This window comes from Pseudostreptobacillus sp. (assembly GCF_977040545.1).
Window position 1 is genome coordinate 1 of sequence record NZ_CDRRBS010000002.1, and the last position, 19,448, is coordinate 19,448.

The window sequence follows — 19,448 nt, forward strand, 5'->3', positions numbered from 1 at the left end:
GCCAAACTCTTTTTTTAATGTGTCTCTGTAGCTCAGTCGGTTAGAGCATCTGACTGTTAATCAGAGGGTCGTAGGTTCGAGTCCTACCAGGGACGCCATTTTTATTCATAAAGTTTAGTGATTATAGCCATAGGGATACACCCAGTAACATTTCGAACCTGGAAGTTAAGTCTATGAACGCCAAAAATACTAAGTAATTGGGAAGATAGGAAGTTGCTAAACTATTAACATTTATTAGATAGCTTATGCTATCTTTTTTATTTACTAGAAATTTTTTTTCTTTCGTGCTACAATATATTTGAAATGATATTAGAAAGAGGTATAAAGTATGGTTAATAGTACTTGTATGGATTTTAAAAAAATTGAAGCTATGAAAGAAGACTTCAAAAAAAGAGGACTTAATGTTCTAAAAAATTCTGTTTTGAAGAATGGATTAAATGCATCTGTAATGAATAATGATGTATTTAATAGCACATTACATCTATTCTCTGAAAACATTGAAACTGGAAAGGTAACTTTTCAAAAGCAAAGTGGTCGTTGTTGGATATTCGCAGCACTTAATACTTTTAGACACAAGATGAACAAAGAGTATAATTTAGAGAATTTTGAATTATCTCAATCTTATGTTTTCTTTTGGGATAAATTTGAAAAATCAAATTATTTCTTAGATGCGATAATAAGAACTCTTGATGAAGATTTAGATTCAAGAATTGTTAGACATTTATTGCAAACACCACAACAAGATGGAGGTCAATGGGATATGCTTGTTTCATTGATTAAAAAATATGGAGTGGTACCTAAACAAAAGCAAGGTGAAATTTTTCATTCATCAGCTTCTATGGTGTTAAATAATGTACTTAATAAAAAATTAAGACATTCTGCACAACTTTTACGTAATAGTTATGAAAAAGGTATGAGTTTGGAAGAGTTATATTCATTGAAAGATAAAATAATGAGTGAAATATATTCATATCTTTGTGTTACTTTAGGAGAACCTATAGAAAAATTTGATTTTGAATATTATGATAAAGATAAGAACTTTCATAGAGATACAGATTTAACTCCTATTAAATTTTTTGAAAAGTATATAGGGATAAATTTAGATGATTATGTCAGTATAATAAATGCACCAACTAAAGATAAACCATATTATTCAACATTCACAGTAGATTTTTTAGGGAATGTAGTTGGAAGAGAAGTTAAATATCTAAATTTACCTATGGATGAATTTAAACAATTAGCAATAGATCAAATTAAAAGTGGAGAAACAGTTTGGTTTGGTTGTGATGTAGGTCAAATTTCAGATAGAGAAAAAGGAATAATGGATCTTGATTTATATGAATATGAAAAATCATTTGGATTTGATATATTACAAGATAAAGCAAATGCTTTAGATTATTCTGAAAGTTTAATGACACATGCAATGGTATTGTCAGGAGTTAATATATTAGATGGTAAATCTAATAGATGGAAAGTGGAAAATAGTTGGGGAGAAGTTCCTGGTGATAAAGGTTATTTTGTTATGACGGATGCTTGGATGGATAGATTTACATATCAAATAGTTATTAATAAGAAATTTTTAAGTAAAGAACAGAAAGAAATGTTAAATAAGGAAGTTATTCGTTTAAAACCTTGGGATCCAATGGGTTCATTGGCCAAGTAAGGTGTTATAAAAGTATGAGATATTATATGTTATAACAAAAATTTATATCTCAGCTGTATAAAAAAACAGTATACCTTGAGAATGATTATAAAGGAATAGCTCTAAGGAAATTATAAGGAAATTATAATTGAAATCAAAGATACCTATGATAGAATGCTAAGTGAAATTTGAGAGTAAACTCATATAAAATCAAAAGAAAGAAAGAGAGAGAAAAATGAAAAAATTAGCATTATTAGTATTAGCATTAGGATTATTCGCAGTTTCATGTGGAGCAAAAGCTGAAGAAGCTAAACCAGCTGAAGCAACTACAACTGAAGCAGCTCCTGCAGAAAACAAAGATGCAGCAGCAACTGAAGAAAAGAAAGATGATGCAGCAGCAACTGAAGAAAACAAAGATGCAGCAGCAACTGAAAACAAAGATGCAGCAGCTGATACAAACAAAGAATCTAAATAGTTTTAGACTTATATAGAAAGTGGCAGGTTTATTCCTGTCACTTTTTTTATATTATTTTTATTTAAAAAAGACTGTTAAAAGAAATATTTCTAATAACAGTCTTTATTTTAATGTTTTAATGTTTTATAGTTACATTACATTATGTTTATTGATTACCATGCTGAGTTTATAAGAACTTCTTCTCCATATCCTCCATTAACTTTTTGAGGGTTAGTAGAGTTATATGCTCTTTGAACTCTTATTCCACGAATACCAAGTTCTCTTGCAGCTAGGATATCATCATCACTATCTCCGTAGTGAAGAGATATGTTGTGTTTTTTCATGTAGAATGATTTATCATATTTATATCCACCTGTTGGAGTATCTTTAGTATATTCAACATAAACTTCATAAGGTAAGTTCATGAATCTTTTTAAAGTTTTAGATAATTTAGTTGAAGTATAGTTAGGCTCTCCTTCTTTTTGAGTTCTTCCTGTAATAAAGAATACTCTATCTCCTCTATCTATATGCATTTTAATTAAATCTATAGCTGATTGTTTAGGTATAGAGAATTCATCTCCCATATCTGATACGAAGTCCCAGAATTTTTGGTTGTATAAATAGCTTATAGCACCTTTAGGATCTCCAGGTACTTGGAAATGATCTTGACCATATTTAAAGTATCCACTTGAATGAACTAAAGTATCATCTATATCAAAACTTACATTTATTGGTCCAGTTCCTTCTAAGCTTTTTCTAATATCATCAACTGATACAAAGTGTATAGCTTTTTGTACTTGATCAGTAGTTTTGAACCCTTCATGAGTATAAGGAACTTTTGGTCCTGCAGCAAATACTAAACCTGAGCTTAATAATGCTAAAGTTAATAATGTTTTTTTCATAATGAAATCTCCTTCTTTTTTTAAAGTCTCTAATATATTATACTTCGATTTTTGAAAAAGTAAAGACCTAAAATTAAAAATAGACAGAAAAAAATAAAAATGATACAATAAAATAAAGAAAATTAGAATGAGGGTGATTGAATGTTTTTAATTAAAATACTATTAGAATCAGTTTTAACAGCATTATTTATTTTAACTATTTTATTTATAGCAACTATATTTATTTTAAATAAATTTAAATCCAAAAAAGAAGGAAGTGTTTCTAAGAAAAAAGTAAAAAAAGTAATTTTAACTACCGATTTTTTAGATGAAGATAAAAAATATTCTACAATTAATGAAAAAAAATCATTTTTTGAATTTAAGGATAAATTAAAAAGGCTATATAATGAAGGGAATATAGAAACATTAATATTAGATATAGATAATATTGATTTATCTTTAAATCAAATAGAAGAATTAGAAAGTATTTTTGAAAAATTAAGAACTAAAATGCAGATAGTGGCAATAGCTACACAATTTTTAAAAAATGATTATCTTTTTGCTTTATATGCTCATAAAATATATATGTTTAATTCTTTGAATTCAAATTTAATTTTAGAAGGATATAATAAAAGTTTTTGGTATTATAGAAAACTTTTAGATAAATTAGGTATAAAAGTCAATGTTATACATATAGGAAGTCATAAATCGGCAGGAGAAAATTTTAGTAGGGAAAATATGAGTCCTGAACAAAAAGAATCTATTCTTAGAATATATGATAAAATATATTTACAATTAATTGAAAAAATTAAAAAGTATAGAAATATTGATATTAGTAAAGAAATATTAGAAGGTAAAACAATATTTGCTAATTATCATGAAGCTATGGCTCTTGGTCTTATAGATGGTGGAAGTAATTTTGATAAACTTGAAATAGATTATTCAGAAGATACTATTGATTTTGATGACTATATATCTAAATTAAAGAAGAAAAAAAATAAAAGTAAGAATGAAATAGCGGTTATTTTTGCTGATGGAGAAATAGGACCTGATAAAGATATTAATTATGATGATATGCTTGAAAAAATAGAGAAAGTAAATGAAATGGAAAATGTTAAAGGTGTTTTATTAAGAATAAATTCTCCAGGTGGGTCAGCATTAGAATCAGAAAAGATATATAAGGAATTAAAAAATATAGAAGTCCCAATATTCATATCTCAAGGAAGTGTTTGTGCTAGTGGTGGTTACTATATTTCAACAGTTTCAAGAAGAGTTTATTCAAATAGAACAACAATAACAGGCTCTATTGGTGTAGTAGCTCTTTACCCAACTTTTGATACTGTATTTGAAAAAGTAGGGATAAATGTTGAAAATATTACAAATTCAAATGTTGGTTCTATGTTTGATTTTTCACTTCCTTTAACAGAAGAAATGAAGGAGAGAATAATAAAATCAATGAAGGATGTGTATTCAGAATTTAAATCTCATGTAATGAATGCTAGAATAATGACAGAGAGTCAACTTGAACCTATAGCTGGTGGAAGAATATGGCTTGGAGAAGAAGCTAAAGAAATAGGTTTAGTTGATAGAATAGGTGGATTTGATGAAGCCTTAGAAGGACTTATTGAATATTTGAGATTAGATGATTATAAAGTTAAATATATATTTACTGAAGAAAGTATAAAAGAAAAAATATCTTCTTTTAGACCAAGTATAATTTCAAAAAAATTAGAAAATGAAATTAATGAAGTCTTAGGTAGAAAAGGAATATATATGCTTGAGGAGTTTAAAATAAAATAATAAGGAGAAAAATGATAAAAAAAATTAGTTTATCTGGAGCAACATTAAAATATATAGCTTTTATATCTATGTTTTTAGATCATATAAATAAAGCTATAATATATAGTTATTTAACAGGTGATGGTATATTAAATTCTATATCTGATATTTTTGATATCCTAGGTAGAATAGCTTTCCCTATATTTGCCTTTTTGATATCAGAAGGCTATTTTAAAACGCGTAATAGAAAAAGATATTTAATGAATTTATTACTATTTGCTTTTATTTCAGAAATACCTTATGATATGTTCCAAAGTGGGGTTTTCTTTAATTTTAATACAAGTAATATACTCTTTACTTTTTCATTAGCACTAGTTAGTATTTGGATTATAGATAGTATAAAAGATAAAATGAATAGATATTTGTGGATAATAAGTTCTGTTATAATATTAATTATTTCATGTATTATATCTATAATAATTTCAAGTGATTATGAATATTATGGTATTTTATGTATATATGTTTTCTATATTTTTAAAAGTAATAAATATTTGTCTATAATATTTAATTTTCCATATTTATTAGAAGCTCCTTGGTCTATATTAGGATTTGGTATAAACATGTTATATAACGGAGAAAGAGGAAAACAAAATAAATATATAAACTATATGTTTTATCCGTTACATTTATTATTATTAGGAATAATAAGAATGTATTTTATGAAAGTCTAAAGTTTTGGATGAATAACATAAAAAAAGAGGTCTAAGCCCATAAACTAAAGGGGTTTAGACCTTTTTGATTTTTTAAAGTATATACTCAATGATTACTTTTTTTGTTATTGTTTGAGAGAATATGAGAATGTAGTGAATAGACTTTACATTTTAATTTTGCTCTTCCAATTAGCTAAATTAACATTTACAACCAAAATTATATGTGATATAATAACGAAAATAAAAAATATAGGAGGAGATATGAAAGGGAAGATTATAAAAGAAGGATATACATTTGATGATGTTTTATTAATCCCAGCAAAATCAGATGTATTACCAAATGCTGTAAGTCTTAAAACTAAGTTAACAAAAAAGATAACTTTAAACACACCTATACTTAGTGCTGCGATGGATACGGTTACAGAGGCAGAACTTGCTATTGCTATAGCAAGACAAGGAGGAATTGGATTTATTCATAAAAATATGTCTATAGAAGAACAGGCATCTGAGGTAGAAAAAGTAAAAAGATCAGAAAGTGGAATGATCACAAATCCTATAACTCTTAATAAAGAAAGTAAGGTAAAAGTTGCTGAAGAGTTGATGAAAAAATACAAAATATCAGGTCTTCCTGTTGTAGAATCAGATGGGAAATTAATAGGAATAATAACTAATAGAGATATTAAATATAGAAAAGATATGGATCAATTAGTTGAAGATATAATGACAAAAGAAGAATTAATAACAGCTCCAGTTGGAACTACATTAGAAGAAGCTAAAAATATATTATTAGAAAATAGAATAGAAAAATTACCTATTACAGATGATTTTGGATACTTAAAAGGTTTGATAACTATAAAAGATATAGATAATTTAATACAATATCCTAATGCTTGTAAAGATGAAACAGGTAAATTAAGATGTGGTGCAGCTGTAGGAATATCATCAGATACTGTGGATAGAATTAGAGCTTTAGTTAAAGCTGGAGTTGATATAGTAACGCTAGATTCAGCTCATGGACATTCTCAAGGAGTAATAAACAAAGTAAAAGAAATAAAAAAAGCTTTTCCTGAACTTGAAATAATAGGGGGAAATATTGTAACTGCTGAAGCAGCCAAAGATTTAATAGAAGCAGGAGTATCTGCTGTAAAAGTTGGAGTAGGACCTGGTTCTATTTGTACAACTCGTGTTGTTGCTGGTGTAGGAGTACCACAATTAACAGCCGTTAATGATGTATATGAATATTGCAAAGATAAGGGAATAGGTGTAATTGCTGATGGTGGAATAAAATTATCAGGTGATATAGTTAAAGCATTAGCAGCTGGGGCAGATTGTGTTATGCTTGGAGGATTACTTGCAGGAACTAAAGAAGCTCCAGGTGAAGAAATGATATATGAAGGAAGAAAATATAAAATGTATGTAGGAATGGGATCTATAGCAGCCATGAAAAGAGGGTCTAAAGATAGATATTTCCAAGCTGGAGAAGAAGATAATTCTAAATTAGTCCCAGAAGGAATAGAAGGTAGAATTGCATACAAGGGATCTTTAAAAGATGTAATATTCCAACTTGCTGGTGGAATAAGAGCAGGTATGGGATATTGTGGATGCCCAACTATAAAAGAATTACAAGAAAATTCAAAATTTGTAAAAATAACAGGTGCAGGATTAATTGAAAGTCATCCTCATGATATTACAATAACAAAGGAAGCACCAAACTATTCTAAGTAGGAGGGAATTTAATGAAAAATAGTTCTATTGTTATTCTTGATTTTGGTTCACAATATAATCAATTAATAGCAAGAAGAGTAAGAGAAATGGGAGTTTATGCTGAAGTAGTACCATTTCATGAAGATATAGATAAAATACTAAAAAGAAAGCCTAAAGGTATAATTTTATCAGGCGGACCAGCTTCTGTTTATGCAAAAGGAGCGCCAACATTAGATAAGAGAATATTTGATGCTAATATACCAATACTTGGACTTTGTTATGGTATGCAATTAATAACACATTTACATGGTGGTGAAGTTGAACGAGCAGATAAGCAAGAATTTGGTAAGGCAAGTTTAAAATTAGATAAAAAAGATAGTTTAATTTTTAAAAATATTCCTGATAATACTATAGTTTGGATGAGTCATGCAGATCATGTAAATAAAATGGCAGAAGGTTTTGAAATAATTGCACATACCGATTCTTCTATAGCAGCTATAGAAAATAGAGATAAAAAAATATATGCTTTTCAATATCATCCAGAAGTTACACATTCTGAACATGGTTTTGAAATGTTAAAAAACTTTGTTTTTGAGATAGTAGGTGCTGAAAAGAATTGGTCTATGGAAAATTACATTGAAACAACAGTTAAAGAGATAAAAGAAAAAGTAGGAGATAAAAAGGTAATACTTGGGCTTTCAGGTGGAGTAGATTCATCAGTTGCAGCGATGCTTATTAATAAGGCTATAGGTAAACAGTTAACATGTATATTTGTAGATACTGGATTACTTAGAAAAAATGAAGCTAAGAGTGTAATGGATGTATATGCTCAAAATTTTGATATGAATATTAAGTGTATAAATGCAGAAGAAAGATTTTTAAGTAAACTTAAAGGTGTAGAAGACCCTGAAGAAAAAAGAAAAATTATAGGAAAAGAATTTATTGAAGTATTTAATGAAGAAGCTAGTAAATTAAAAGATGCTGAATTTTTAGCACAAGGAACTATTTATCCAGATGTTATAGAATCAGTATCTGTTAAAGGTCCTTCTGTAACTATAAAATCACATCATAATGTTGGAGGTCTTCCTGAAGATTTAAACTTTAAATTACTTGAACCTTTAAGAGAATTATTTAAAGATGAGGTAAGAAAGGTAGGAAGAGAATTAGGAATACCTGATTATATGGTTGATAGACATCCATTCCCAGGACCTGGTCTTGGTATTAGAATATTAGGGGAAGTTACTAAGGAAAAGGCAGATATACTACGTGAAGCAGATGATATATTTATAGAAGAATTAAGAAAAGAAGGACTATACAGTAAGGTAAGTCAAGCATTTGTTGTACTACTTCCAGTTAAATCAGTAGGGGTTATGGGAGATGAAAGAACTTATGAATATACAGCAGTTTTAAGATCAGCAAATACTATAGACTTTATGACAGCTACTTGGTCACGTCTTCCTTATGAATTTTTAGAAAAAGTATCAAATAGAATATTAAATGAAGTAAAAGGAATAAATAGATTAACCTATGATATATCTTCTAAACCACCTGCAACTATAGAGTGGGAGTAGTTAAAAATGGAACACCTGAAGAATAATTCTTTGGGTGATTTTTTGTATTAAAAAATGCTACAGGGATTTCCTATAGCATTTCATTTTAATAAAAAATAATAGATTCTTAGCTAATTTTCTTTGTATAGAAAATTTTTATTTGTCTTAAGTCATATATTAATTCAGTATATTTATTATACTCACGATAAAATAAATCCTTTATGATAGGTATAAAAGAAAATATGAGTGAAAAAATTAGTAAAACTAAGATTATTACTAATTCAGCCATATTATATATATCGGTTGGGGTAGCTGTTTCACTAATTTTATTTACAATAAATACGACAATAGGAATAATGATAGAACCTAATATTTTAAAAGGCTTTTCAAATTGTGATAAGAAATCACATTCGGCTTGTGCATATTTTGCTTCCGTGATTAGCATATCAAGGGAATCTACATTTTCTATGTTAATCTTATATTTTTTTAAAACTTCAATGGTCATGTTCATTCGCTTTTCAGAATAAGGAATGTAGCTATTTTCAAGCATGAGACTAAGGTTACTTTTTTTAGAGTCGATTATAACAAAAATTATAAGCGAAATAAAGATTAATCCTATTGGGATAAATAAAAATATATTTTGTTTAAAAATAAGTAAAATTCCACTAATGATAATTCCAGTAAGAAAAATAATTATAAAAATTTTTCTGTAAAGTGGCAGTTCAGTAAATGGAATGGTACTTTTGATATCTTTTAAACCAATTTTGTAGCTAATAAATAGATCACTAAATCTCATATATGTACCTCTCGTTTATTTGTAGTGTAATGTTCTGTATTAAAATTAAAAATTATAGAAGATTATTTTCTTTCAAGTAATCAATTATTTTTCTTTATAATCTTATCACTTGACAGTTCTTAAAATTCTTTTTGTGTTAGTGGTAGAGAATGATATTTTACATATTTATTTTTTATAGAATCAAATTGTTATTTTGTAATAGAATAGGATTCTAAGTTAGACGTATTATTAGACACCTTTTTTAGTATATTGCATATGTTAGTATTAAAAGCGTGTTCTTTATCATTGCTATAGAACACAAGATTAACATTCTATTTATTTTCATCGGTTTAAAAATGTCATTATTTAGAAATTTATCTTTCACAATTATTTCAAATCCAATTTCTTTTTTCATTGCCAGTTTATACATAAATAATACAAAATCTCTCATACTTTAAAGATCGAAAGTATAATTACTTTTTTGGGTAAGATAATCTAAAGATACATTGCATTTATCGGCAATATTGATCAGTACATTTATAGTAGGATTATTTTTAGTATTTTCATATGCAAACATGGAGTGTTGAGGGATTCCTAAAAATTCTACAAACTCCTTTTGTGTTTTTTATTTATAGAACGAAGATATTTCAATCATTCTGATACAGTTTTGTTATTCATAATATCCTATTTATATTTTATTATATCAAATCGTATACTAAAAATAAAGAGAAATTTTGATAAAAATTAGAAACAACTATTGACATCCGTTATATAAATTATTATACCAATATATATCACCCGACTTTCGAAAAAAAGTAATTAAACAATCCTAGAACACCTATAAATATTGGTGTTTTTATTGTTAAATTTCTTTTTTAAAGGTAACGTGTAATTTGAAATTCAAAAATTAAAATAAAAATTTTTTAGGTATTTCAAACTTTACACTACAATTTAAAAGCTATTATATAGAAAAATAATATTCTATATGGTATAATATTTATCAAAAGAAGAGTGCTGTTATAGGGAGGAAATAATGAGAGAAAAAATTAAAATTGAGGAGTTAATAAAAGAATTAGAAATATCAAAGTCACATTTATACAGGTCACTAGATAAAAAAAATACCACTATTTCTAAAAATAGAAGAAATAAATATTTTTTGGATAAAATTGAAACTTTAAAAAATAATTTATACTTAGAGGATTTAAATAATAAAGAAATTGTAGATATTTTAATATCGAAATTAGGATTAAAACAATCTTTTATAAATAATAGAAGATATTTAGGTAATAAATATTCACTTTCTAATTTTATAAGGAAAATAGTTGATGAAAATTGTAAAAATATAAATATTGTTGTTGATATATTTAGTGGGACTGGAGCTGTTTCAAATACTTTTAAAGATAAGATACTTATTACAAATGATATATTATATAGTAATTATATTTCTAATTATGCATGGTTTGGGAGTGAAAAATACTCTATAAAAAGAATAATAGAACTTATATACCACTATAACCAAGTTAAAACAAAAGAAAATAATTATATGCGTGAAAACTTTGCTAATACATTTTTTTCTGCAGATGATTGTAGCAAGATAGGATATATAAGAGAAGATATAGAAGAAAAGTACAAAAACAAAGAAATAAATTTTAAGGAATATGCGATTTTGATTACCTCACTTCTATATGCAATGGATAAGATTGCAAATACAGTTGGACACTACGATGCATATAGAAAAAATGTTGATTTTGAGAAAAAATTAGTATTGAATGTTTTATTACCTGAAGAAACGATAAATTCTAATAATATTTGTTATAATCTTGATTCAAATGAACTGATAAAAAGGATTAAGGGAGATTTGTTGTATTTGGATCCTCCATATAATTCAAGGCAGTATTGTGATGCGTATCATTTGCTTGAAAATGTAGCAAGGTGGGAAAAACCTGAAGTTTATGGGGTTGCAAGAAAGATGGATAGAACTTCTCTTAAAAGTGATTATTGTATGATTAAAGCTACAAAAGCATTTGAAGAACTTATTGAAAATGCGGATACAAAGTATATTTTACTTTCGTATAACAATATGTCTAATAAGGGGAATGATAGATCAAATGCTAAAATATCAGATAAAGATATTATAAGAATTCTTAGTAAAAAGGGTAAAGTTAGTATATTTGAATCAGATTATAAAAGTTTTTCTACTGGAAAATCAAATATAAAGGACAATAAAGAAAGAGTATTTTTATGTGAAGTATTTAGTAAAGAAAATAATAAAATGAATATATCTTGTCCGTTTAATTATACAGGTGGAAAATTTAAATTATTAGAACAGTTACAACCTTTATTTGATAAAAAGGAAGTATTTTTAGATTTATTTTCCGGAGGAGGAAATGTTGGAATAAATTCATTATCGTCTAAAATAATTTTTAATGATTTAAATGACAAATTAATAGATTTAATTAAATTTATCAAAGACACTGATACTGATGTTTTATTAAAACAAATAGACAATATTATTGATGAATATGATTTATCTAATACATCATTATATGGTTATTCTTATTATAATTCTGATAGTAGTAGAGGATTAGCCGAATATAATAAAAAAAGATTTCTCAAATTAAGAGATGATTTTAATGATAAAGTTCTTGCTGGAAAAGTAGATCACTTAATGCTATATGTATTGATCGTTTATTCTTTTAACAATCAAATTCGGTTTAATCGAAAAGGGTTGTTTAACCTTCCGGTAGGGAAGAGAGATTTTAATTCTAAAATGAGAAGTAAACTTATGTTATTTTCTGAAGAATTAAAAAGTAAAGATGTCCAGTTCATAAAAAAGGATTTTAGAGAAATTTCATTAGATGATTTTTCTCAGGATACATTTATTTATTGTGATCCACCTTATTTGATTACAAATGCAACATACAACGAAAATGGAATGTGGACAGAAAAAGAAGAAAAAGATTTACTTAAATTTTTAGATAAAGCTAATGAAAAAGGTTTTAGGTTTGCTTTGTCTAATGTTTTGAAAAGTAAAAATAAAAGAAATGATATTTTATACAATTGGATTGAAAGTAAGGGATATTACTGTAATCGTCTTAATAAAAGTTATTCTAATAGTAATTATCATAGAAAAAATAAAAATAGTATATCTGAAGAAGTTTTAATTACTAATTATCCAGTTGATTGGAGGAATGAGTAAATGGCTAATATAAATATTCCGTATCAAAGTTTTTGTTGGGTTATAGGTACTACAAGTTTTAGAACAGCAAAATTAAATTTAAAAATAGAGAAACAATTATTGCTTCTTGATGAGTTCTATAATGAAGTTGTAAAGAAATCCGATTGGAATTGGAATAATGAATTACAAGAAAAGTATTATGATTTTATGAAAAATAAAGATTTCTTAACAGGTACTGCGAAAAGGAAGGACAAAGATGCTAGAGAAAAAACATCAGGTTTAGTTGATATTGGTTTAATAACTGACGATAGATTAATTACGGAAGCGGGTAAGGAACTGCTTAAAATAACAAGTAATGGAAATTTTGAAACTGATAATGTATTTAATATTAATAGAGATAGCTTTATTTATTTAAAGCAAATTCTTAAAACAAGTATAAATGTAAGTGGTAGTATCGTTAGACCTTTTATTGCGGTTATAAAGTGTCTTACTGAACTTGAGTTTTTAAGCTATGATGAATTTACTTATTTTATTCCTTTAATTAGAGATGAAAAAAGCTTAAATCAGATTATATCAGATATTAAATTATATAGAGAAGGAAAAATTTCAGTAGAAGAAATAATTTATAAATTACTTATCCAGATGGATAATTATAAACTTGCTAGGGAAGAATTTATAGCTTCTGATGTTGATGAAAATTTAATATGTTTAGTTGGAATGAATCGTAAAAGTAGAAGCTATGATAAACCGTATTATAAATTATATGATAATTTAAAAAAAATATTTATTGATGGTAGTAATGATTATGAATCTTTGTTAAGTTCTGCAAAGAATATAAATCACAAACCTGGAATATTGTGGAGAAGTTTATTATTTAATACAACCAATATTAATATTGTAAGAAAAAATGGAAAATCTTCAATTAATAAACAATGTTTATTTACAAATTGTAAAGATGAGATAGAATTAAAAGAAGTGTTTTTTAAATATTTTCATGTTTTTAAAGCTATGGCGACTTTGTCTGATTATTTTGATTTAAATAGAAGATATTTTAATATAACAGATATTCTAATTTTTGAAGATCGTATGATTAAGTTAGATGTGATTCCAAAATATTATTTTAAAGAAATTATTGATAATTTATATAAAGAGACTTTTAGTAGAAATGATAATCTAAGATTTAATATCTCGATTGAAACTATATCAGAAGCATTCAAGTTAGATATTAGTAAAGTATATAAAGCTTTAAGTAAAGATTTAGGAATTACAATTAATAGTCTAGAACAAGCGGAAACTTATGTAAATGATGAGAGATATAGAAGATTTAATACTTTGATTGATAAGAAATTTAATGATTCCGTACTTATAGAGTTACTAAATTGTTTTGAGAAACGTGATGATAAAAGGATCGAAGAACTTGTTACCGATGAAGCAACAATACCAACTATTTTTGAATATATTTTAGGAATTATATGGTATAAAGTAAGTGAAAGACAAGGGAATATTTTAGATTTTATGAAGTTATCATTAGAAGCCAATTTATTGCCTAAGACACATGCGGCTGGAGGTTATGCAGATATTATATATGAGTATGAAGCATGTACTTCTTATCCTAAACATTCATTATTGCTTGAAGCAACTCTTGCAGACGGCAATAATCAAAGAAGAATGGAAATGGAGCCTGTTTCAAGACATTTGGGAGATTATAGAATTAGATTTAATAATCCATTTGATTATAGTCTATTTGTAAGTACATATTTGGATAAAAATGTGGTCTCAGATTTTAGATATAGAAAGATAATTCCATATACTAGAAATGAAGAAACTATTACAGGAATGAAGATTATTTCAATGGATACAAATTCTCTAAAGAAGATAATTAAAAATAAGGTTAAATATAAGTATCTATATGAAGTGTTTGATAAATACCATGAAATGCCATTAGAGACAGAAGATTGGCATGATGGAATGATGAAAGAGGTTACGGGAGAGTATAAGATTTAAATGTGATTTATAATAAAGGAGAAGGAGAAAGGGAAGGAAATGATTGACAAATATAGTGAAGATTTAGCTTCATTGTTAAAAATTGCAAATGAGCAAAATAATAAAATTAATTTGTCATTAATTTTAATTACAATTAAAAATAATGATATTGAGAATTTGAATAAAATTTTTGAATTTTTTAAGGAAAATGGAGTTGAAATTGTTAATGAAGATGTTGAACCGGAAAATTTAAATAGTATTTCCGAGAATGTTACCCCATTTGACCCATCAAAAATTGATATAAAAATGGATAAGCTAATATTAGATTCCATAATAAAAAGAATAAAAAATAATGAATTGGAATTTGAAGCTGCATTTCAACGTAAATCAGGTCTATGGGGAGTAGTTCAAAAGAGTCAATTAATAGAGTCGATATTGTTAAAGATTCCACTTCCAGCGTTCTATTTTGATGCAACAGATGATGATAAGTGGTTAATAATTGATGGGTTACAAAGAATTTCTACAATTAAAGAATTTGTTGTAGAGGATAAGCTTAAATTAAAAGGTTTAGAATTCATGACAGATTTAGATGGGATGAAATTCTCTCAACTTCCAAGAAGTTTACAGAGAAGAATTGAAGAAACAAATATAAATGCTTACTTGATTAATCCTGCAACTCCTAAAAATGTAAAATATAATATTTTTAAGAGAATTAATACAGGTGGGTTAATTTTGGAAGCACAAGAAATTAGGAATGCCTTGTTTCAAGGACAGGCAACAAAATTTTTAATAACCATGTCTAAAACAGAGGAATTTTTAATTGCAACGGATGGAAGTATAAAAAGTGACAGAATGTTAGATTGTGAATTTTGTTTGAGGTATGTTTCATTCACAAATTTATTAGAAAGTTATAATGGTAATATGGATACATTTCTTTCAGAAGGTATGGAGTATTTACAGAATATTGATGAAATGGAGTTAGACTCTATTCTATGCAAATTTAAAGAAAATATGAATATTTTATACAAAGTATTTGAAAAACATTGTTTCAGAAAAGTATTTGATGATGGTAGAAGGAGACCAATAAATAAAGCAATTTTTGAAGCAATTTCTGTTGTTATTTTTAATTCTTCAAAGGAACAAATTGAGAATTACTTAAATTGTAAAGAAATAATTAAAGATAAATTTGAAAAATTGTGCTTAGATTACGATTTCCAAAATTATTTAAAAGCTTCAGATAAGTTTTCTGTATCCTCAAGAATTAAAAAAATGTATGAAGTTTTTGATGTAAACGGAGGTATAGAATGTTAAAAGACATATATTTAGAAAATTTTAAATGTTTTGATGAAATTCATCTAGAATTATCAAAATTAAATGTGCTATCTGGAATAAATAGTATGGGAAAATCAACTATAATACAATCATTGCTTCTTCTTAGACAAGCATATGAAAATAATAGTATAAATGAGTATTTACAGCTTAATGGCGAATTAGTGAATTTAGGTACAGGATATGATGTTCTTAATAGAAATAGCAACAATGAAACAATTAAATTTTCTATTAACTATAATAATGAATTCTTTATTTGGGAATATCAATACGAAAAAGACAGTTTTATACAAAAGGTGAAAAATAATCCAACTATTCTGCCTGATACATTGAGCAATAAAAATCTTTTTTCGGATAGATTTGAATATATATCTGCAAATAGAATTGGTCCACGCCGTTATTATGAAACAGATGATTCGGCACAAAGTATAAATAGAATTGGTTATAGAGGAGAGTATTTTCCTGGTTATTTACAAAAAAATAAATATGAGAATGTAAAAAATAATAATGTCATCCATAGAAGCTGTCAAAGTCATGAAATTCTATATCAATTTGAAGCTTGGATGTCAGAGCTTAGTCCTGGAATAAAAATACATCCTAAAGAATACATTGATGCTGGAATTGTAGGTATAGGTTATGATGTTTATGGAATGGAGCATAAACCTTTAAACGTTGGTTTTGGATTAAGCTATACCGCTCCAATTGTACTTAGCTTATTGAAGGCTTCGGACGGCGATTTAATAATTTTGGAAAATCCAGAAGCTCACTTACATCCAAGAGGACAGCGAATATTAGGGGAATTAATATCAAGAGCCTGTGCAGGGGGAGTGCAAATTATTTTAGAAACACATAGTGATCATGTTTTGAATGGAATTAGATTATCTGTAAAGCAGAGAAAACTTGATAAAAATGATGTTAGACTTAATTTTTTTTATCAAGACAAGAAAGATGATGATATAGTTGTAAAATATTGTAAATCTTCTCCTGCTATATTAGAAGATGGTAGTATTTCTAGATGGCCAGATGGTTTTTTTGATGAGTGGGATAAAGCATTAGATGAATTATTTTAATGGACGGTATGCTATGAAACTAATCTTGAATGATTTAAGTTATGATAAAAATATAGTGAACATTACTAATAAATATACAAGCAAAGAGTGTATAAATATTTTTGTTGAATTATTATTCTTACTACAAAAAGAAAGAGTTATAATAGATAAAGGTGATATTGAAAGCCTACAAAGTATAATAAGCATAGATTTTGATTGTAATTATAATTTTCAAAAATGGCTAAATGATTCTGAAGGAGTTAAGTCAGAACACAAGACATTTTTGAAAAGGGCTATTGACAAATACAGCATAGTTGTAAATAAAGAAACAACATCAGAATTTTGTTGTAAAATCTCTGAAATTGAATATGAATCGAAAATTTTGCATAAAGCAATAGAAGAAGATTGTAAGGCATTAAGTTTTAAGACAGTGGATGTTTTTTCTAATGATTATATTCAAGGAATTTACAGATTTTTAGATGAAAAACAGGATGACTTAAAAGAAGAAAATAAAGAAATTCCTAATATATGTGATAATTCAAAGATTACTTCTTTGAAAGCAGAATGTAAGAGAGGTAAATATAGTAATGTAACATCGGGATATGATTTTTGGGAGCATAGAGAATACTTGTTTCCTAATCTAATTTTTTGTGATAATGTAAAAACACAAATCTATACTAATCAAGAAATGAATCATATTAATGCTATAATAAAAAGACTAGACAAATTAGATTATTATTATAACGAACACACTATTTTTGATATAAAATTATTAGGTTTTAATGCTAGGAATGAGTCTGATTCAGTTAAAAATAATTCAAAACTTAATGTGTTGAGAAAATTTAAGAAGCCAAATGGTTTATATTCCTATTTCTATAATCATATAAGTTTTTCTGGAAATTTTAATGGCAGAATATATTTTGAGGCAGATGATAATTTAAAGAAAATATATATTGGATATATTGGGACACATCTACCAACAGCAAGATATTAAATAAACATTTTGAAGATGTTATATTCAATAAACTTCTGCTTGCAATATACTTGCAAAAAATCGAATAAACAGAAATAAAACGGATAATAAGGCTCAATCTGATAACAAAAATCTTGATTTTACACTATTTACACAAAATGATATCAATGGACATATCGAGTGGGAGTAGCCTAAGCACTAATTGAAACCATTGATATTACTGATTATTCTAAGGTTTCAAGTGGTTAGCTGAAGTGTTTTTGAAGTACTTTTTCATAAGAAAAAAAGTGATAATCCACTTTTAAGTAAAAATAAAAATGAGCCAACAGAGTGTAAATTCAGAACATGTACCAACAAACTGGACAGAAAAAATTAAAACAGTTTGGAGGTACATTTTTTTATGGATTAACTACAACTTTTTTAAAATGATTTTGTATTTTAAATTTCACTAAGCTTTCAAAATTTAGCTATTTAAAAATCATAGTGTAAGTGTTATAATATACAAAATAACTTTATGAACTTGTAATTAAGAGGGGAAAATATAAAAGTCAGTTATAATGGATTATGGAAAACTTTAATAGATAAAAATATGAATAAAAAAGAATTGGCGAATGTTTGTGAATTATCTCCTACAACTATATCTAAAATGGGAAGAGGAGAGTTTGTCAGCATGGATGTTTTATATCGTATCGCAACCAAATTAGGTGTTGATTTTGGTGATATGGTTTCGATTATAGGGTTAAAGAAATAAAAAACTTGAGGTGCCAAAATGTCACCTCAAAAAAAGAAAGTGGTTCAGGTGGTAGAAGATATATGCCATATGTATTTACAGAACAAGGTATCGCTATGCTTTCTGCTGTGCTTAAAAGTGATGTAGCTGTCGAAGTAAGTATTAAAATTATGAATAGCTTTGTGGAGATGAGGAACTTTTTGCTTTCTAACAAAGAGATGTTTTCTCGTCTTGATAGGGTTGAGTTAAAACAATTAGAAACAGATAAGAAACTAGAGGAAGTCTTCAACTATATAGCTAGCAATACTGAGGTTAAGCAAAATATCTTTTTCGATGGGCAAATATATGATGCTTTTAGCTTTATCGTAGGGCTTATCCAGAAAGCTAAGAAAGAAATAATCTTGATTGATAATTATGTGGATATCAATACCTTAAATATTCTGTGTAAGAAAAATAAAAATGTAAAAATTAAAATTTATACTTCTGGTAAAGGAAATTTAACAACAAAAGATATCAATAAATTTAATGCACAATATGAAGAATTAATTGTAAAAATAAATACAGATTTTCATGATAGATTTTTAGTTATAGATAAAGTAGAAGTTTATCATATTGGAGCATCTATTAAAGATGCTGGGAAAAAGAGTTTTGGAATTACGAAGATAGAAGATAAAGAGTTAGTTAAGAGTCTTATAAATAAAGTGAGGTAGA

16 protein-coding genes, 1 tRNA gene, 1 rRNA gene and 1 pseudogene are annotated in these 19,448 nt (G+C 26.7%); 16 read left to right on the forward strand and 3 right to left on the reverse strand.

The genetic code is table 11. The annotated features are described in order from the left end of the window. Positions 1 to 21 precede the first annotated feature (21 nt). The 4 genes from ACWYO2_RS00190 (at position 22) to ACWYO2_RS00205 (ending at position 2,117) form a co-directional block, all read left to right on the forward strand. Positions 22 to 98: transfer RNA gene (locus ACWYO2_RS00190), tRNA-Asn, on the forward strand. 15 nt (positions 99 to 113) lie between these two features. Then, positions 114 to 222: ribosomal RNA gene (rrf, locus tag ACWYO2_RS00195) — 5S ribosomal RNA — on the forward strand. Positions 223 to 328: 106 nt separating this feature from the next. After that, positions 329 to 1,663: an aminopeptidase C gene (locus ACWYO2_RS00200; protein ID WP_455514483.1), complete on the forward strand. Its 1,335-nt coding sequence runs from the start codon at positions 329 to 331 to the stop codon at positions 1,661 to 1,663. Positions 1,664 to 1,877: 214 nt separating this feature from the next. After that, positions 1,878 to 2,117, forward strand: a complete 240-nt coding sequence (locus tag ACWYO2_RS00205) for a hypothetical protein (RefSeq protein ID WP_455514484.1) — start codon at positions 1,878 to 1,880, stop codon at positions 2,115 to 2,117. Positions 2,118 to 2,269: 152 nt separating this feature from the next. Here the strand turns inward: ACWYO2_RS00205 and aphA are convergent, their stop codons facing one another. Continuing rightward, positions 2,270 to 2,998, reverse strand: a complete 729-nt coding sequence (gene aphA, locus ACWYO2_RS00210; protein ID WP_455514485.1) for an acid phosphatase AphA — start codon at positions 2,996 to 2,998, stop codon at positions 2,270 to 2,272. 141 nt (positions 2,999 to 3,139) lie between these two features. Here aphA and sppA point away from each other — a divergent pair, with 141 nt between their 5' ends. The 4 genes from sppA (at position 3,140) to guaA (ending at position 8,741) form a co-directional block, all read left to right on the forward strand. After that, entirely contained in the window at positions 3,140 to 4,777 is a 1,638-nt protein-coding gene (gene sppA, locus ACWYO2_RS00215; RefSeq protein WP_455514486.1) for a signal peptide peptidase SppA, read from the forward strand. Positions 4,778 to 4,788: 11 nt separating this feature from the next. Continuing rightward, positions 4,789 to 5,487, forward strand: a complete 699-nt coding sequence (locus ACWYO2_RS00220; RefSeq protein WP_455514487.1) for a TraX family protein — start codon at positions 4,789 to 4,791, stop codon at positions 5,485 to 5,487. A 240-nt stretch (positions 5,488 to 5,727) separates the two neighbouring features. After that, positions 5,728 to 7,191, forward strand: coding sequence for an IMP dehydrogenase (guaB, locus tag ACWYO2_RS00225; protein ID WP_455514488.1), 1,464 nt, complete (start codon positions 5,728 to 5,730; stop codon positions 7,189 to 7,191). A gap of 11 nt (positions 7,192 to 7,202) precedes the next feature. Next, entirely contained in the window at positions 7,203 to 8,741 is a 1,539-nt protein-coding gene (gene guaA / locus ACWYO2_RS00230) for a glutamine-hydrolyzing GMP synthase (protein ID WP_455514489.1), read from the forward strand. Positions 8,742 to 8,847: 106 nt separating this feature from the next. Here the strand turns inward: guaA and ACWYO2_RS00235 are convergent, their stop codons facing one another. Together ACWYO2_RS00235 and ACWYO2_RS00240 are read right to left on the reverse strand one after the other, a co-directional pair. Further along, positions 8,848 to 9,516, reverse strand: a complete 669-nt coding sequence (locus ACWYO2_RS00235; RefSeq protein WP_455514490.1) for a hypothetical protein — start codon at positions 9,514 to 9,516, stop codon at positions 8,848 to 8,850. A gap of 433 nt (positions 9,517 to 9,949) precedes the next feature. Beyond that, entirely contained in the window at positions 9,950 to 10,072 is a 123-nt protein-coding gene (locus tag ACWYO2_RS00240; RefSeq protein WP_455514491.1) for a hypothetical protein, read from the reverse strand. A gap of 456 nt (positions 10,073 to 10,528) precedes the next feature. Between ACWYO2_RS00240 and ACWYO2_RS00245 the strand changes: the two genes are divergently transcribed. From ACWYO2_RS00245 to ACWYO2_RS00280, 8 genes and pseudogenes are all read left to right on the forward strand, one after another. Beyond that, a complete protein-coding gene (locus tag ACWYO2_RS00245) occupies positions 10,529 to 12,694 on the forward strand; it encodes a Dam family site-specific DNA-(adenine-N6)-methyltransferase (protein ID WP_455514492.1) in 2,166 nt (721 codons plus the stop codon). Beyond that, on the forward strand, positions 12,695 to 14,677 hold the full coding sequence (locus ACWYO2_RS00250; RefSeq protein ID WP_455514493.1) for an AlwI family type II restriction endonuclease: 1,983 nt from the start codon (positions 12,695 to 12,697) through the stop codon (positions 14,675 to 14,677). A 39-nt stretch (positions 14,678 to 14,716) separates the two neighbouring features. Continuing rightward, on the forward strand, positions 14,717 to 15,967 hold the full coding sequence (locus ACWYO2_RS00255; protein ID WP_455514494.1) for a DUF262 domain-containing protein: 1,251 nt from the start codon (positions 14,717 to 14,719) through the stop codon (positions 15,965 to 15,967). Beyond that, the gene (locus ACWYO2_RS00260) at positions 15,961 to 17,055 is read left to right on the forward strand and encodes a DUF3696 domain-containing protein (protein WP_455514495.1); all 1,095 of its coding nucleotides are present in this window, start codon (positions 15,961 to 15,963) and stop codon (positions 17,053 to 17,055) included. The genes ACWYO2_RS00255 and ACWYO2_RS00260 overlap by 7 nt, the downstream gene beginning before the upstream one ends. A gap of 13 nt (positions 17,056 to 17,068) precedes the next feature. Next, a complete protein-coding gene (locus tag ACWYO2_RS00265; protein WP_455514496.1) occupies positions 17,069 to 18,028 on the forward strand; it encodes a hypothetical protein in 960 nt (319 codons plus the stop codon). A 520-nt stretch (positions 18,029 to 18,548) separates the two neighbouring features. Continuing rightward, on the forward strand, positions 18,549 to 18,758 hold the full coding sequence (locus ACWYO2_RS00270) for a helix-turn-helix domain-containing protein (RefSeq protein ID WP_455514512.1): 210 nt from the start codon (positions 18,549 to 18,551) through the stop codon (positions 18,756 to 18,758). 5 nt (positions 18,759 to 18,763) lie between these two features. Next, positions 18,764 to 18,811 (forward strand): annotated as a pseudogene (locus ACWYO2_RS00275) (hypothetical protein); the annotation flags it as partial. A 9-nt stretch (positions 18,812 to 18,820) separates the two neighbouring features. Further along, positions 18,821 to 19,447 carry a hypothetical protein gene (locus tag ACWYO2_RS00280; protein WP_455514514.1) on the forward strand — a complete coding sequence of 209 codons (627 nt, stop codon included), beginning with the start codon at positions 18,821 to 18,823 and terminating at the stop codon, positions 19,445 to 19,447. Position 19,448 lies beyond the last annotated feature (1 nt).

Bases quoted from the DNA above. Each gene is read 5' to 3' on its own strand.
- ACWYO2_RS00265 (WP_455514496.1), top strand. From the start codon at position 17,069: ATGAAACTAATCTTGAATGATTTAAGTTATGATAAAAATATAGTGAAC.
- ACWYO2_RS00240 (WP_455514491.1), bottom strand. From the start codon at position 10,072: ATGTTTGCATATGAAAATACTAAAAATAATCCTACTATAAATGTACTG.
- ACWYO2_RS00220 (WP_455514487.1), top strand. From the start codon at position 4,789: ATGATAAAAAAAATTAGTTTATCTGGAGCAACATTAAAATATATAGCT.
- ACWYO2_RS00260 (WP_455514495.1), top strand. From the start codon at position 15,961: ATGTTAAAAGACATATATTTAGAAAATTTTAAATGTTTTGATGAAATT.
- guaB (WP_455514488.1), top strand. From the start codon at position 5,728: ATGAAAGGGAAGATTATAAAAGAAGGATATACATTTGATGATGTTTTA.
- sppA (WP_455514486.1), top strand. From the start codon at position 3,140: ATGTTTTTAATTAAAATACTATTAGAATCAGTTTTAACAGCATTATTT.
- ACWYO2_RS00200 (WP_455514483.1), top strand. From the start codon at position 329: ATGGTTAATAGTACTTGTATGGATTTTAAAAAAATTGAAGCTATGAAA.
- ACWYO2_RS00280 (WP_455514514.1), top strand. From the start codon at position 18,821: ATGCCATATGTATTTACAGAACAAGGTATCGCTATGCTTTCTGCTGTG.
- ACWYO2_RS00255 (WP_455514494.1), top strand. From the start codon at position 14,717: ATGATTGACAAATATAGTGAAGATTTAGCTTCATTGTTAAAAATTGCA.
- ACWYO2_RS00205 (WP_455514484.1), top strand. From the start codon at position 1,878: ATGAAAAAATTAGCATTATTAGTATTAGCATTAGGATTATTCGCAGTT.
- guaA (WP_455514489.1), top strand. From the start codon at position 7,203: ATGAAAAATAGTTCTATTGTTATTCTTGATTTTGGTTCACAATATAAT.
- ACWYO2_RS00235 (WP_455514490.1), bottom strand. From the start codon at position 9,516: ATGAGATTTAGTGATCTATTTATTAGCTACAAAATTGGTTTAAAAGAT.
- ACWYO2_RS00245 (WP_455514492.1), top strand. From the start codon at position 10,529: ATGAGAGAAAAAATTAAAATTGAGGAGTTAATAAAAGAATTAGAAATA.
- aphA (WP_455514485.1), bottom strand. From the start codon at position 2,998: ATGAAAAAAACATTATTAACTTTAGCATTATTAAGCTCAGGTTTAGTA.
- ACWYO2_RS00250 (WP_455514493.1), top strand. From the start codon at position 12,695: ATGGCTAATATAAATATTCCGTATCAAAGTTTTTGTTGGGTTATAGGT.